Source organism: Rhizobium sp. R635 (assembly GCF_002211285.1).
Lineage (GTDB): Bacteria > Pseudomonadota > Alphaproteobacteria > Rhizobiales > Rhizobiaceae > Rhizobium.
This window is the reverse complement of record NZ_LOKX01000001.1, coordinates 207,052-221,772: the sequence shown is the minus strand read 5'-3', so window position 1 is coordinate 221,772 and position 14,721 is coordinate 207,052. Positions and strand designations below refer to the sequence as shown.

12 protein-coding genes are annotated in these 14,721 nt (G+C 62.4%); 4 read left to right on the top strand and 8 right to left on the bottom strand.

What is annotated here, in order from left to right:
- Positions 1–139: 139 nt before the first annotated feature.
- On the bottom strand, positions 140–2,092 hold the full coding sequence (locus ATY78_RS01030; RefSeq protein WP_088680489.1) for an acetoacetate--CoA ligase: 1,953 nt from the start codon (positions 2,090–2,092) through the stop codon (positions 140–142).
- A gap of 172 nt (positions 2,093–2,264) precedes the next feature.
- On the opposite strand from ATY78_RS01030, the gene ATY78_RS01025 reads away from it, so the two are divergent.
- A complete protein-coding gene (locus ATY78_RS01025) occupies positions 2,265–4,157 on the top strand; it encodes an AsmA family protein (RefSeq protein ID WP_088680488.1) in 1,893 nt (630 codons plus the stop codon).
- A gap of 28 nt (positions 4,158–4,185) precedes the next feature.
- On the opposite strand, the gene ATY78_RS01020 is transcribed toward ATY78_RS01025, so the two are convergent.
- From ATY78_RS01020 to ATY78_RS01000, 5 genes are all read right to left on the bottom strand, one after another.
- On the bottom strand, positions 4,186–5,004 hold the full coding sequence (locus tag ATY78_RS01020) for an ABC transporter permease subunit (RefSeq protein ID WP_088680487.1): 819 nt from the start codon (positions 5,002–5,004) through the stop codon (positions 4,186–4,188).
- A 3-nt stretch (positions 5,005–5,007) separates the two neighbouring features.
- A complete protein-coding gene (locus tag ATY78_RS01015) occupies positions 5,008–5,919 on the bottom strand; it encodes an ABC transporter permease subunit (RefSeq protein WP_088680486.1) in 912 nt (303 codons plus the stop codon).
- A 4-nt stretch (positions 5,920–5,923) separates the two neighbouring features.
- Positions 5,924–7,066, bottom strand: coding sequence for an ABC transporter ATP-binding protein (locus tag ATY78_RS01010; protein ID WP_088680485.1), 1,143 nt, complete (start codon positions 7,064–7,066; stop codon positions 5,924–5,926).
- Positions 7,067–7,156: 90 nt separating this feature from the next.
- A complete protein-coding gene (locus ATY78_RS01005; RefSeq protein ID WP_088680484.1) occupies positions 7,157–8,254 on the bottom strand; it encodes a polyamine ABC transporter substrate-binding protein in 1,098 nt (365 codons plus the stop codon).
- Positions 8,255–8,380: 126 nt separating this feature from the next.
- Entirely contained in the window at positions 8,381–9,790 is a 1,410-nt protein-coding gene (locus ATY78_RS01000; RefSeq protein ID WP_088680483.1) for a helix-turn-helix transcriptional regulator, read from the bottom strand.
- Positions 9,791–9,981: 191 nt separating this feature from the next.
- Between ATY78_RS01000 and aceA the strand changes: the two genes are divergently transcribed.
- On the top strand, positions 9,982–11,271 hold the full coding sequence (gene aceA, locus ATY78_RS00995; RefSeq protein WP_088680482.1) for an isocitrate lyase: 1,290 nt from the start codon (positions 9,982–9,984) through the stop codon (positions 11,269–11,271).
- Between the two features lie 21 nt (positions 11,272–11,292).
- Complete coding sequence (locus ATY78_RS00990; RefSeq protein WP_088680481.1) at positions 11,293–11,529, top strand: hypothetical protein; 237 nt, start codon at positions 11,293–11,295, stop codon at positions 11,527–11,529.
- A 110-nt stretch (positions 11,530–11,639) separates the two neighbouring features.
- Here ATY78_RS00990 and ATY78_RS00985 read toward each other — a convergent pair whose 3' ends face one another.
- Entirely contained in the window at positions 11,640–12,509 is an 870-nt protein-coding gene (locus tag ATY78_RS00985) for a LysR family transcriptional regulator (protein WP_088680480.1), read from the bottom strand.
- 90 nt (positions 12,510–12,599) lie between these two features.
- Here ATY78_RS00985 and ATY78_RS00980 point away from each other — a divergent pair, with 90 nt between their 5' ends.
- Positions 12,600–12,827 carry a hypothetical protein gene (locus ATY78_RS00980; RefSeq protein ID WP_088680479.1) on the top strand — a complete coding sequence of 76 codons (228 nt, stop codon included), beginning with the start codon at positions 12,600–12,602 and terminating at the stop codon, positions 12,825–12,827.
- Here the strand turns inward: ATY78_RS00980 and ATY78_RS00975 are convergent.
- The gene (locus tag ATY78_RS00975) at positions 12,800–14,647 is read right to left on the bottom strand and encodes a methyl-accepting chemotaxis protein (protein ID WP_088680478.1); all 1,848 of its coding nucleotides are present in this window, start codon (positions 14,645–14,647) and stop codon (positions 12,800–12,802) included. The genes ATY78_RS00980 and ATY78_RS00975 overlap by 28 nt on opposite strands.
- Positions 14,648–14,721: the final 74 nt, after the last annotated feature.

Here is a 14,721-nt window from a genome sequence, read left to right as displayed (position 1 = left end):
GTTTCGGAAGCCCGAAGACTCCAGGCCGCCTCGTTCATGTGCGACCCCCAAGTTGCTTCACCTTTGACCAACCTTTCTTAACGAAAGGTTTCCATGACACCGAATTGATGAATGGTAAAAATTAGCAGTCCCGCGCACCTCAATCTTTCAGCTCGCTCAGGCCCGCAAAGAGCCCCAGCGCCTCGGGATTGGCAAGCGCTTCCAGGTTTTTCACCGGCCTGTTGTGAACGACCTCGCGCACGGCAAGCTCGACGATCTTGCCGGATTTGGTGCGGGGAATATCGGCAACGGCGATGATCTTCGCCGGCACGTGCCGCGGCGAGGCGCCGGTGCGGATGCGCGTCTTGATCGCCTTGACGAGATCCTCTGTCAGCGTGACGCCGGATGCGAGGCGGACGAAGAGGATGACGCGCACATCGTCGTCCCACTCCTGGCCGATGCACAGCGCTTCGGCCACCTCCTCCATCTGCTCGACCTGATTATAGATCTCCGCCGTGCCGATGCGCACGCCGCCGGGATTGAGCGTCGCATCCGAACGGCCGTGGATGATCAGACCACCATGCTCCGTCCATTCGGCGAAATCGCCGTGGCACCAGACATTGTCGAACCGGTCGAAATAGGCGGCGCGATATTTGGCGCCATCGGGGTCGTTCCAGAACATGACCGGCATCGAGGGGAAGGCCTTGGTGCAGACGAGCTCACCCTTCTCTCCCCGCACCGGCTTGCCGTCATCGTCCCACACGTCGACGGCAAGGCCGAGGCCCGGCCCCTGGATCTCACCGCGCCAGACCGGCTGCAGCGGATTGCCGAGCACGAAGCAGGAGACGATATCGGTGCCGCCCGAAATCGAGGCGAGCTGCACGTCTTGCTTGATGCCCTCATAGACGAAGGTGAAGCCTTCGGGCGACAGCGGCGAGCCGGTGGAGGTCATCAGCCGGAGGCTGGAGAGATCATGGCTCACGCGCGGCGTCAGGCCGCTCTTGCGCACCGCATCGATATATTTCGCCGAGGTGCCGAAGATCGCGAATTTCTCAGCCTCGGCATAGTCGAACAATACGTTGCCGTCAGGTGCAAAAGGCGAGCCGTCGAACAGGCAGAGCGTGGCGCCGCTCGCCAATCCGCTGACCAGCCAGTTCCACATCATCCAGCCGCAGGTGGTGAAATAGAAGAGCTTTTCGCCGGCCTCCAGGCCGCAATGCAGCCGCTGCTCCTTGAGGTGCTGCAGCAGCGTGCCGCCGGCCGAATGCACGATGCATTTCGGCACCCCCGTCGTGCCTGACGAAAAGAGGATGTAGAGCGGATGCGAGAAGCCAAGGCGCGTGAACTCGACCTCCGCTGACTCATAGGGCGCGACGAAGGCTTCCAACGTCGACGCATCGGGAGTGTTGCGCGCCACGGCCTCGGCATCGCCGGCATAGTGAACGACGACGACAGGCACGCCCAGGCTTCTTGCGACCGCGGCGACCTTGGGGCCGACATCCTGCAGCTTGCCGGAATACCAATAGGCATCGCAGGCGATGAAAAGCCTGGGGCCGATCTGGCCGAAGCGGTCGAGCACGCCCTGCTCGCCGAAATCGGGGGAGCAGGACGACCATATGGCGCCGATCGAGGCGGCGGCGAGCATGGCGGCGACGGTCTCCGGCATGTTCGGCATCATGGCGGCAATGCGGTCGCCTTCAGAGATGCCTTGCGCCTTGAAGGCCTGCTGCAGCTTCGAGACGAGCGCGCGCAGCCGGTCCCAAGACCAGCGATCCCGGGCCTTGTCCTCGCCGCGGAAGATGATGGCATCGGCCTCGCCGCGGCCCGACAGCAGGTTTTCGGCAAAGTTCAGCGTCGCGTCGGGAAAGAAGCGCGCGCCCAGCATGCGGTCGTCGTCGACCAGGACCCTTGCGCCGCGCTCCCCTTTCACGCCGCAGAAATCCCAGACCGCCGACCAGAAATTCTCCCGCTCGGCCACCGACCATGCGTGCAGATCCTGAAAGCCAGAAAGAGAAAGGCCGAATTCGGCGTTGCAACGCTCCATGAAGGCATGGATCGGGCTTTTTGCGACGGCGTCTTCCGAAGGCGCCCAAAGTGGTCTGTTATCCTGCATTCAATCCTCCTCCCCAATCCGGTCTTTATATCATGCTGCATTGCATTATAAAGTGCGGAACCGCGTCATCGGGCGCCTGGACGCCGGAGGGGATTTGCATACGCCCGGCATTTCATATATCCGGCGAAATCAGCGCATAACGGGGTAACCGGCTGAATTACCGGCGGAGATCATGAGCACGTCAAGACATCGCAGGTGGCGCAGGAAGATCGGACCCGTTTCGCGGTGGCTCCCGGCCTTTGCCCGTCTTTCGACGCTGTTCCTCCTGATCGCACTTGGGCTTTTCGTGGCTCTCAGGGTCGCGGCGCCCTATCTGATCACGACCGGCTTCGTGCGTTCCGGCATCGAGGACGCGCTGTCCAAATGGACGGGCTATCATGCCGAGATCAAGGGAAACCCGGTTCTGGAATTCTGGCCGACGCCACGCATCACGCTGAATCAGGTCACCATCCGCCAGCCGCGCGAAAGCGGCGACAAGCTGCTCGGCAGCATTGAAAGCCTGTCGGCCGATTTCAGCCTCATCGATGCGCTGAGAGGCCGGACCAGCTTCCACGAATTCCACCTGCTGCGTCCGAACCTGGCGCTGACGCGTGATGAGAAAGGGCTGATCGACTGGAGTTATGCCGGCCTGCTTGCGCGCGCGATTGCCGGCGTTCGCTACGAAAATGGCGCGGAGGTGCTCGACACCGATCTCGACGCCGAAATCGGTGCGGTGACCGTCGAGGACGGCACGCTCGTCGTCACCGACGTCAAGAGCAGCAAGATCTACCGCTTCGACAGCGTCACGGCCGACATTGCCTGGCCGAGGCTTTCAGGCGCCATCTCGGCAGTCGTCATCGCCCGCATCAACGGCGAGGACCTGAAGGTCGACTACGCCTCGCGCCAGCCGCTGCTCGCCTTTGCCGGCAGGAATGCCGAGGCCAGGACGTCGCTCACGTCGAACCTGATGACAGCGCGCTTCCAGGGTGTCGCCAGCATCGCCAGCCTTTCTTCCCTTTCCGGCAACATCGCCATCAGCATTCCCGACATGCCGGCGCTTCTCACATGGTCTGGCAAATCGATCCCCGGCATCGGCACGCTGAAGAGCGCCTCGCTGGAATCCGACATCATGTCGTCAGGCAACGGGCTGCGCTTCAACGATCTCAGCCTATCGCTGAACGAAGCGAGCGCCACCGGCGTGATGGATCTATCTACGGCGCCGGGCAAGCGGCCAAAGATCGGCGGTACGCTCGCCTTCGACCAAATGAACCTCAAGCCATTCCTCGACGCCTTCGCGCTGCGGCTCGCCGCCGGCGAGGCGGAAGAGATCTCGGCCGACATGCGAGAGCCGCTGAAGGTGCTCGATGTCGATGTCAGGCTTTCGGCCCGCCGTGCGCAGATGGGTCTCTTCGAGCTTTCCGATCTCGGCGCCAGCATGATCGTGACGGGCGGCGAGGCGAAATTCGATATCGGCGACAGCCAGTTCGAAGGTGGTGAATTGACGGCGCATCTGGAAGCGACGCAGCGCGATTTCGATGGCGGCGGAAAGCTGCAGCTGTCGATCCGGAATGCCGACTTCGCAACCCTTGCCGAACGACTGCAGCTCAAGGGGCCGCTGCCGCTTGCCACGGGATCGCTCGACCTCGACCTGCAGTCGTCGAAGGCGATCTGGACGTCCGGCCTTGGCGACGTCACCGGCAAGCTGCATTTCTGGACGAGGCAAGGCACGATTCCCGGCATCGACGCCGGAGCGCTCAGGGTACAGGCGGCCCAGAAGCCATTCTTCCCGCTGAGTGCAGCAGCAGACGGCGCCTTCGCCTTCAATCAGTTGGACCTTCAAGCCGATTTCGCCAACGGCTCGGCCGAAATCCATGACGCCCGTGTCGCCGGGCCGGAGCAGACGCTGACGCTTTCCGGCGTAATTACCTATCAGTCGAACGGGCTGGCACTTTCCGGGTCGCTGGAGGCGACCGATCCGGCCAAGGCGGCAGAGTTGCCGCTTCTGCCGTTTTTCGTCGGCGGCTCATGGCCGAACCCGGTGATCTCGCCGGTTCCACTTCTCAACAACGCGCCCCACGCGCAGTAGAGAGCCCACTCCGGACAGGGCAAACCGCTCAGGCGCCGGCAGCAGCCGCCCGCTCATCGCGCTCGCGCTGCACTTCGCGCCGCTTGGTGACGATGGATGCGCAGATGACGCCGACCGCCACGATGGCGATCAGGATCGTGCAGATCGCATTGATCTCAGGCGTCACGCCGAGGCGCACCTGGCTGTAGATCTTCATCGGCAGCGTGGTTGCACCGGGGCCGGAGGTGAAGCTTGCGATCACGAGGTCATCCAGCGACAGGGTGAAAGCCAGGATCCAGCCCGAAAACACCGCCGGCGAGATGATCGGCAACGTGATCTCGAAGAAGGTCCGCACCGGCGGCGCACCCAGATCCTGAGCCGCCTCCTCGATCGACTGGTCGAAGCTTAAGAGGCGCGACTGCACGACGACGGCGACGAAGCACATGGTCAGCGTCGTATGCGCCAGCGTGATGGTCCAGAAGCCGCGGTCGAGGCCGATCGCCACGAAGAGCAGCAGCAGCGACAGGCCGGTGATGACCTCCGGCATGACAAGCGGCGCGTAGACCATGCCTGAGAAGAGCATGCGGCCGCGGAAGCGCGTGTAGCGCACCAGCGTCAGCGCCGCCATCGTGCCGAGGACGGTTGCGAAGGTGGCCGACAGCACACCGACACGGATCGTCACCCAGGCTGCATCGAGCAGGGCCTGGTTCGAGAGCAGCGAGACATACCACTTGATAGAGAAGCCGCCCCAGACGGTGACGAGCTTCGACTCGTTGAAGGAGAAAACCACCAGAAGCACGATCGGCAGGTAGAGGAAGGCAAAACCGAGCACGACGGAGATGATGTTGAAACGGGTCCATCTCAGCATGGCTTATTTCCCCCGCTCTTCGGCCTTGGCCTGCGCATTCTGGAAGAAGACGATCGGGATCACCAGGATCAGCAGCAGGATCGTCGCGACTGCCGAGGAGACTGGCCAGTCTCTGTTGGCGTTGAATTCGTTCCACAGTGTCTTGCCGATCATCAGTGTCTGCGAACCGCCGAGAAGATCCGGGATGACGAATTCACCGACGGCCGGGATGAAGACCAGCATGCAGCCGGCCACCACGCCGGGGATCGACAGCGGAAAGGTGACGCGCCAGAAGGCCTGGGTCGGAGTGCAGCCGAGATCCTGGGCCGCCTCGATCAGCGTGCCGTCCATCTTTTCGAGCGCCGAATAGAGCGGCAGCACCATGAAGGGCAGGTAGGAATAGACGATGCCGATGTAGACGGCCGTCGTGGTGTTGAGGATGATCAAGGGGCTGTCGATGATATGCAGCGACAGGAGAAGCTGGTTCAGCAACCCCTCCGGCTTCAGGATGGCGATCCAGGCATAGACGCGGATCAGGAAGCTCGTCCAGAACGGCAGGATGACGAGCATCAAGAGCGTCGGGCGGATGCGGCGCGGGGCCTGCGCCATCCCGTAGGCGATCGGATAGGCGATCAGCAGCATCAGGAAGGTCGAAATACCAGCGATGATGACGCTCGACAGATAGGCGTTGAAATAGAGCGGATCGTCTATGAGGTAGTTATAATTGTCGAAGGAGAAAGTCGCGACCTTGCTCCAGAAACCGGCCCAGCCGTCGGCAAATGAGAAGACGGGCTCATAAGGCGGGATGGCGATCGCCGTCGTCGACAGCGAGATGCGGAAGACGATGAAGAACGGCGCCAGAAAGAAAAGCAGCAGCCAGGCATAGGGAATGATGATGACGAGGCGGCTGTAGAAGCGTGAGGCAAGGGTTCCCATGATCTCAATCCTTCAGCAGCACGCCGCCATTCTCATCGAAGGAGACCCAGACGTCCTGATCATAGCTGAAGGGGTCTTCGACGGAACGCTGCGCGTTGAGGGAAGAGGCTCTGACGAACTTGCCGCTCGGCAGCTTGATGTGGAAGACGGTCATGTCGCCGAGGTAGGCGATATCCCAGATTTCGCCCTTGGCGGTATTGACCGAGGCGTTCGCGGGTGCTGCGCGCGTCACGCGGATCTTTTCCGGGCGGATGGCAAAGCCCACGGTATTGCCAATGGCGGGCGTCTCCGCCGCGGCACTGCGGATCGTGAAGCCGCTTTCGACCGCGATCTCGACAGCGCCATTTCCTGACGTCGTCACCTTGCCGTCGAAGATATTTACGTCGCCGATGAAGTCCGCGACGAAGCGCGAATTCGGCGCCTCGTAGATTTCGGCCGGCGTTGCCACCTGCACCACCTTGCCATGGCTCATGACGGCGATGCGGTCTGCCATGGTCATCGCCTCTTCCTGGTCGTGCGTGACGACGACGAAGGTGAGGCCGAGGTTCTGCTGCAGGTCCATCAGCTCGAACTGGGTTTCCTCGCGCAGTTTCTTGTCGAGCGCGCCGAGCGGCTCGTCGAGCAGCAGCACTTTCGGGCGCTTGGCGAGCGAACGGGCGAGCGCCACGCGCTGGCGCTGGCCGCCGGAGAGCTGGTTCGGCTTGCGCGAGGCAAACTGCTCGAGCTTTACGAGCTTCAGCATCTGGGCGACGCGCTCGGCCATTTCGTCTTTCGGCATGCCATCCTGCTTCAGGCCGAAGGCGATGTTCTTCTCGACCGTCATGTGCGGGAAAAGCGCGTAGGACTGGAACATCATATTGACCGGCCGCTTATAAGGCGGCGTGCCGGCGAGATTGGTGCCGTCGAGAACGATTTCGCCCGACGTCGGCTGCTCGAAGCCGGCGAGCATGCGCAGAAGCGTCGACTTTCCGCAGCCGGACGCGCCGAGCAGCGCGAAGAACTCGCGGTGATAGATATCAAGCGACAGATTATCGACGGCGGTGAAATCGCCGAAGCGCTTGGTGACATTCTTGAAGGCAATGAAAGGTTTTGCGGACGGATCGGTCCAGGGTGCGAAAGCGCGGCGGATATTGCCCAAAGATTTCATATTATTCCCCGAAAATACAGATTCAGCCGGCCTCCTCACCCTGGCCGGTAATGGAAAGGCCCGGACGTTTCCGTCCGGGCCTGGCATCACTTACTGGCCGGTGACGACCTTCGTCCAGATTCTCGTCGCCGTGCGCTGGGTCTTCGGGTCCCACGGCTTGACGGTGAAGAGGTTCTTCATCACCTCCTCCGTCGGATAGACGGCCGGATCTTCCAGCACTTCCTTGCTGACGAACTGCTGCGAGGCCTTGTTGCCGTTCGCATAGAAGGTGTGGTCGCTCGCCTTGGCGATGACCTCGGGCTTCATCATGTAGTTCAGGAATTCATGCGCTTCGGCCACATGCTTGGCATCGGCGGGGATCGCCATCATGTCGAACCACATCTGGGCGCCTTGCACCGGGATCGAGTAGTTGACCTCGACGCCGTTCTTGGCTTCGGCCGCACGGTCGCGGGCCTGCAGCATGTCGCCGGAATAGCCGAAGGCGATGCAGATATCACCATTGGCAAGGGCGTTGATGTATTCGGACGAATGGAACTTGCGGATATAGGGGCGCACCGCCGTCAGCAGTTCCTCGACCTTCTTGAAATCTTCGGCCTTGGTGGAGTTCGGATCGAGGCCCAAATACCGCAAAGCCGTGGTCATGACGTCCTTCGGGGTATCGAGCACGTATATGCCGCAGTCCTTGAACTTTTCGGCGACCTTCGGATCGAAGATCACTTCGAGGCCGGGCTTGGCATCCGGCCCGAGAATTTCGGCGACCTTCTTGACGTTGTAGCCGATGCCGTCGGTGCCCCACATGTAGTCGACCGCATATTCGTTGCCCGGATCATAGGACGCGGTGCGCTGCAGGATTACGTCCCACATGTTGGAGAGGTTCGGCAGTTTGGACTTGTCGAGCTTCTGGAAAACCCCTGCCTGGATCTGGCGCTGCAGGAAGTCGGCCGTGGGGACGACGACGTCATAACCCGTGCCACCGGCAAGCAGCTTGGTTTCCACGGTCTCGTTCGAATCGAACGTATCGTAGACGACCTTGATGCCGGTCTCCTTGGTGAAGTCGGTCAGGATGCTGTCGTCAATGTAATCCGACCAGTTGTAGACGTTGACCACGCGCTCCTGCGCAAGGGCCGGAGCGGCAGCAAGGAGTGCGGCAACGGCGGCGGCCGTCACGGTTAGGATGGTTGACCTCATGACTTCTCCTGTTTGTTCAAAGATTCCGCATCCCCGGACATCTTTTCCCTCTGGTTTTGCCCGCAGACTAAGAAGGAATTCCGGAGCCCACAAGCGCAAAATCCTGTGTCTTCAACGATTTCACAATCACTGGAAGTCGAAGGCGCTCAGCCCCGCCACCATCTCATCGAGCCCGAGCGGTCTCGTCACCGGCGGCTCGGAGCGGGAAAGGCAGCCGCGCCGCTCGCACAGCCGACAGGCCGGACCGATCGCGACCGGATCGAGCGCCGTCGCCTGCCCGTAAACCAGCCCCTCGCCGAGGGCAGCGTCGCAGCCGATCAGGATCGCGGTGCGCCTCACCCTTTCGCCGAATTCGACGCTCGGTCCCTCCAGCGTGCGGGCGATCGTCAGGAAGGATGCGCCGTCCGGCATGGCGACCGTTTCGGCAAGGATCTGCCCGGGCTGCAGAAAAGCGGCGTGAATGTTGAGCTTTGGACAGCCTCCGCCGAAGCCGGCCTGCGGAAAGCCTTGGGCGCCCGCCCTGCGCAGCCGGTGGCCGGCAGCATCGATCTCGATCACGAAGAAGGGGATCGCGGCAGCGCCGGGACGCTGCAGCATGGCAAGACGTGCGGCGGCATGGCCGAAGGAGACCCCGAAACGGGCACGCAGGATATCGATGTCGTAGCGCGTCGATTTCGCCGCTGACAAGAAGGCCTCGTAAGGCATTGCGAGCGCCAGGGCGGCGATGCGCGCAAGCTCGAAACGGGCGATGCGGCGCGCCTCGGCCGAGGAGAGCGAGAGGTCGTCGAGCTCGGCCTCGATCGCCGGCAACAACGCCAGCGTCACCGCTTCAATGGCTATCTCATGCGCGCGGTCGGCCTGCGACAGACGTTCGGAAATGAAGAGCCGCATCGAATGGCGATCGAAACGGCGGCGCAGATCCGGCATGACATGCACCGGCAGCACACGCACCGCGATGCCGCGCTCCGAGCGCAGCCAGTCCTTCAGCCCGGCGCCGAGATCGGCTCCGCCGGGAAGCGTTGCGGCAAAGGCTTCCGCCGCCGCCTCGATCCGCGCGAAATAGGCGGACCTGCGCTCCAGCGTCTCGCGCACCTCATCCAGCGGCAACCGGCCGGCGGCAATAGGCGCATGGCCTTCGGCGGCCATCAGCGCCGTCAGGTCGGACAATCTTGCCGCCTGCTCGCGATAGGCGCGATAGAGCTTGATCATACCGCTCGCGGCATTGGGAGCCGCCTCGGCAACCTCCACCAATTCCTGATCGCCCGGCAGCTCGCCGGATAGCAGCGGGTCGGCAAAGATCTCCTTGAGCTGACCGAGACTGCCGCCGGTCTGGCCCCGCAGCTCCTCCAGGTCGACCCTGTAGACGGCCGCAAGCTTGAGAAGGAGCTGCACCGTCAGCGGCCGCTGGTTGCGCTCGATGAGGTTCAGATAGGAAGGCGAGATCTCCAGCGCCTCGGCCATGGCGGTCTGCGTCAGCGCCAGCGCATTGCGGATGCGCCGCACTTTCGCGCCTGCGAATATCTTGCGTTCCGCCATGTCACACCTTTTGACAACGCAGGGAGGAGCTTATTTACAATTTGTTACAAATTCACAGCTTCCGTCTGTCAATCCTCGTCATCTTAACCTCTTTCCAAGCCAGAAATCAAAGGTTTTCCTGGTCATTTCGGACGTTATTGTCAATCTTGTCATGCATCCACTTTGCATAGGATTTCAGCGAGGAGAACAGCGTGACCGATTTTTACAAACTCGTCCCAAATACAACGGCAACCCGCTTCGACGGCATCGAGAGGCCCTACTCGGCCGATGACGTACAGCGGCTCAGGGGCTCGGTGACACTGCGCCATACGCTGGCGGAAATGGGGGCGGACCGGTTGTGGCGGCTCCTGCATCAGGAAGATTTCGTCAATGCGCTCGGCGCGCTTTCCGGCAACCAGGCCATGCAGATGGTGCGCGCCGGACTCAAGGCGATCTATCTCTCCGGCTGGCAGGTTGCGGCCGACGCCAATACGGCCTCCGCCATGTATCCCGATCAGTCTCTCTATCCGGCCAATGCCGGGCCGGAGCTTGCCAAGCGCATCAACCGCACGCTGCAGCGCGCCGATCAGATCGAGACTTCGGAAGGCCAGGGCCTTTCCGTCGACACCTGGTTCGCGCCGATCGTCGCCGATGCGGAGGCAGGCTTCGGCGGGCCGCTCAATGCCTTCGAGATCATGAAGGCCTATATCGAGGCGGGCGCCGCCGGCGTTCATTTTGAGGACCAGTTGGCCTCGGAGAAGAAATGCGGCCATCTCGGCGGCAAGGTGCTGATCCCGACCGCCGCCCATATCCGCAATCTCGACGCCGCCCGGCTTGCCGCCGACGTCATGGGCGTTGCCACACTCGTCATCGCCCGCACCGATGCGGAAGCGGCGAAACTCCTGACGTCCGATATCGACGAGCGCGACCAGCCCTTCGTCGACTATGATGCTGGGCGCACGGTCGAAGGTTTCTACCAGGTCAGGAACGGCATCGAGCCCTGCATCGCCCGTGCCGTCGCCTATGCGCCGCATTGCGATCTGATCTGGTGCGAAACGTCGAAGCCGGATCTCGAGCAGGCGCGGCGCTTTGCCGAAGGCGTGCACAAGGTCTATCCGGGCAAGCTGCTCGCTTACAATTGCTCGCCTTCGTTCAACTGGAAGAAGAACCTCGACGAGGCGACGATCGCGAAGTTCCAGCGCGAGCTCGGCGCGATGGGCTACAAGTTCCAGTTCATCACGCTCGCCGGCTTCCACCAGCTGAATTTCGGCATGTACGAACTGGCGCGCGGCTACCGGCAGCGGCAGATGTCGGCCTATTCGGAGCTGCAGCAGGCGGAATTCGACGCCGAGGTCAACGGCTATACCGCCACCAAGCATCAGCGCGAGGTCGGCACCGGCTATTTCGACGCGGTATCGCTCGCCATCACCGGCGGCCGGTCTTCGACCACGGCAATGCACGATTCAACCGAACATGCGCAGTTCAAACCGGCTGCGGAATAACCCGAAGAGGAGGAGAAGACCATGGCATCCATCGCACGCGTCCGGGAACGGGCTGAAGAGCAGGCATCGAGCATGAGCGACGATCAGCAGACGACGATCCGCATGCTCGCCAACGACCTGCATCGGCTGAACCAATCGGTCATGAAAGCCGTCGAAGCCGGCGTCTCGGTCGAGCTGGTGCGCTCGGCCCGTCACCACGGCGGCGACGGCAACTGGGGCGATCTCTTGATCCCCGTCGTCGTCACCAACCGGCACTGAGAAAAGACGCAGACGGGCCTGACCTTACCGGTCCCGGCCATCAACTCAGAGCGCCCGCGCATCCCAAGAGACGCGCGGGCGTCATCGTCTGGAACCTATGTCCTTGAGCATCAACCGCGGCTTGGTCGTTTTCCGGCGAAGAGATCGGCATAACTTCTGATCAGCTTCGTCATGCGGTCGGCGACCGTGCGGATCTCCGGGCGATGACGGTCCTCGGCATTCATGACGATCCATTGCCGGTGGCGCAATTCCGGCAGCTCGCCGCCCTGCCGCTGCAATTCGGGATGAAGATCGCCGACGAAACAGGGAAGCACCGCCTTGCCGGCGCCGGCGCGCACCATATCCGGCAGCGAACGCGGCCGATTGACGGTGGCGACGATGCCGGCCGCGGCATTGGCGTGCGGCCAGCGCAGATAGGCCGATATTGCCTCCTCCTCGGCGACCGCGATCCAGCGGTCATCCGTTTCAGCGGCATTGCGTCTGATATAGACGGCATAGGCCACCTCGCCGAGCAGACGTGCGGCAAGGTTGGCCTCTGCCGGTTCGAAGGCGCGAATGCCGATATCGCTTTCGCGATAGGCAAGGCTCGCGCGCGCCTCACCGATGGTCAGCGAGATGGCGAAGCTATCGCCCGGCATGCGGATCGCCGCGAAATTCTCCGTCAGAAGCCAGGCGACCCAGGTGCCGGCTGCAATCCTGACCGTCGTGCCGCCCTCACCGGATTGCCGCCACGCTTCCACCTTGCGGGCGGCGGCTTCCATTTCCTGAAGATGATCGAGCAGCGCCTGGCCGTCCTGCGTCAGGCGATATCCCGTCTGGCTGCGCGAAAACAATCCGCGGCCGATCTCCTGTTCGAGATCGAGCATGCGCCGGCCGATGGTCGCGGGGCTGAGCCCGCTTGCGGTGCTTGCCCCGGTCAGGCCGCCGAGCCGGGCGACTTGCAGGAATAGTTGGTAGGAGTCCCAGTTTGCGTTTTTCATCGATGAAAAACATAGCCGGGTTTCTGCTATTTATGAAGAGAAATTCGACGCTTAAATCATGGGGTGTCTGGCAATGGAAAGGACACTCCCATGATCGACATGATCGCAATCGCAGGTATCCGCGATGTTCAACATTCCCTGGGATATCATCCGAAACAGAGCGAGGATGAATTCTACGCCGAATTCGGAGATAGCCCCCTCGTCCGGTTCGCCACCTGGCTGACATCGAGAGACCTCAGGTGGCGAAAAGACCGCACGGCGCCGGCCCGAACCGACGCCGGCTGCGGGGCTCAGGCGACTTTCCTGGCCGTAAGGTGAGCGGGTGCGGATTCCGCCACGATACGAAACCGCTCGATCAGCGCCATCAGCGTATCGGCCTCGCCTGCGAGCAGGCGGCTTGCCTGCGTCGTCTCGGCAACCATCGAGGCGTTCTTCTGGGTCATCTGGTCCATGGCGTTGACCGAGCCGTTGACCTCCTGCAATGCGGCCGACTGATCGCGGCTTGCGGTGGCGATGGTCTCGACATGGCCGCTGATCGCAATGATCTCGTGGCTGATCGAGGCAAGCACGCTGCCGGTCTTCTGGACCAGCTCGGAGCCTGCCGTCACTTCCCGGCTCGAGGTCTCGATGAGCGACTTGATCTCGCGCGCCGCATCGGCCGAACGCTGGGCGAGTTCGCGGACCTCCTGGGCGACGACGGCAAAACCTTTGCCCGCCTCGCCGGCGCGCGCCGCCTCGATGCCGGCGTTCAGCGCCAGAAGATTGGTCTGGAAGGCAATGTCGTCGATCACCTCAATGATCTGCTCGATGCGCTGCGAGGCCTGCTCGATACGCTCCATGGCGGCGACGGCATCGCCGACCACAGCGCCGGAATTGTCGGCCGTCCGCTTGGTGGCAGCCACCACGTTATTCGCCTCACGGGCACGCTCGGCGGAAGAGCGGACCGTCACGGTGATCTCCTCCACGGCGGCCGCCGTCTCTTCGAGGCTTGCCGCCTGCGCCTCGGTGCGCTTGGAAAGCTCGTCGGCGGAGGCGGAGACTGCGCCGCTGTTGCGCTGCATCGTCGAGGCGCTGTCGCGGATACCCGACAGCGTATCCTGGAGCCGCAGGAGCGAAGCGTTGAAATCGACGCGCAACTGTTCCAGCCGGCCGACGAACGGCGTGCTGATCGTCTGCGAGACGTCACCCTGCGACAGGCGCCCGAGGCCGGCCGCCAGCTGGTTGACGGCAAAGTCGATCTGGCCGTCGAGCGAGCGCTTGTCCGCATCGTTCCTGGCGCGTTCGGCATCGCTGAACGCGCGCTGCTCGGCCGCCTGCGTTTCCAGATCGCGTTTGGCGCGGGCGCTGTCGCGGAAGAGCGCCAAGGCCCGGCCGATCTCGCCGAACTCGTTCTTCTTCTCGGTGCAGGGGATCGCTCCATCGAGATTGCCCGAGGAGATCGAATGGACGCTCGCGGTCAGCGCCTGCATAGGCTGCACCGACAGGCGGATCGTATAATAGGCGAGAACACCGACGAGCAGCATGACGATGGTGCCGGCGCCGAGAACCAGCATCTGCAGTTCGTTCAAACGCTCATAGTAGACTTCCATCGGAATGCCGATGAAGAGAAGGCCGACATTGGCGTTCGATGCGCTCTTGATGGGGAAATAACCGGTCATGAACTTTCGGCCGAAAAGCTGCGCCTGGCCATAATAGGCCTCGCCCTTGGCGAGAACCGGCTGGGCGGGATGATCGGCGGCGAGCTTGGTGCCGACGGCGCGGTCGCCGTTTTCCTTCTTGACGTTCGTGGATATGCGGACGTAGTCGCCGCCCTGTTTCTGGAAGATCGTGGCAACGCCTGCGATCGATTGCGCCGTCCGGTCAACCAGCGAATGATCGGCAAGGGCCGGAATGGCGTCTTCCGTGACGGCCGTAAGCTGATTGTCCTTCAGCTCGATCTTTGCCGCCTGATCGGCCGCGCCGTAGAGGACGGCCATCGCGCGGGTGGCGTCCCTGGCGTCAGCGACGGCCCCGTCCATGACATGGCCACTCAGATTGTAATAGGTCGCGCCGACGATGGCAGCCGTGCTGACGGCCAGCAGAAACAGCGTGATCGCAACGATCTGACGCACGATCGACGTAGAGAAAAGGCGCAGCATCAAAACCCCCGGCAGAAGAACCAGTGCTAAATTAGACGAAAAGCGTTAAGGAAAATTTTCCGTAAATCAGTGCT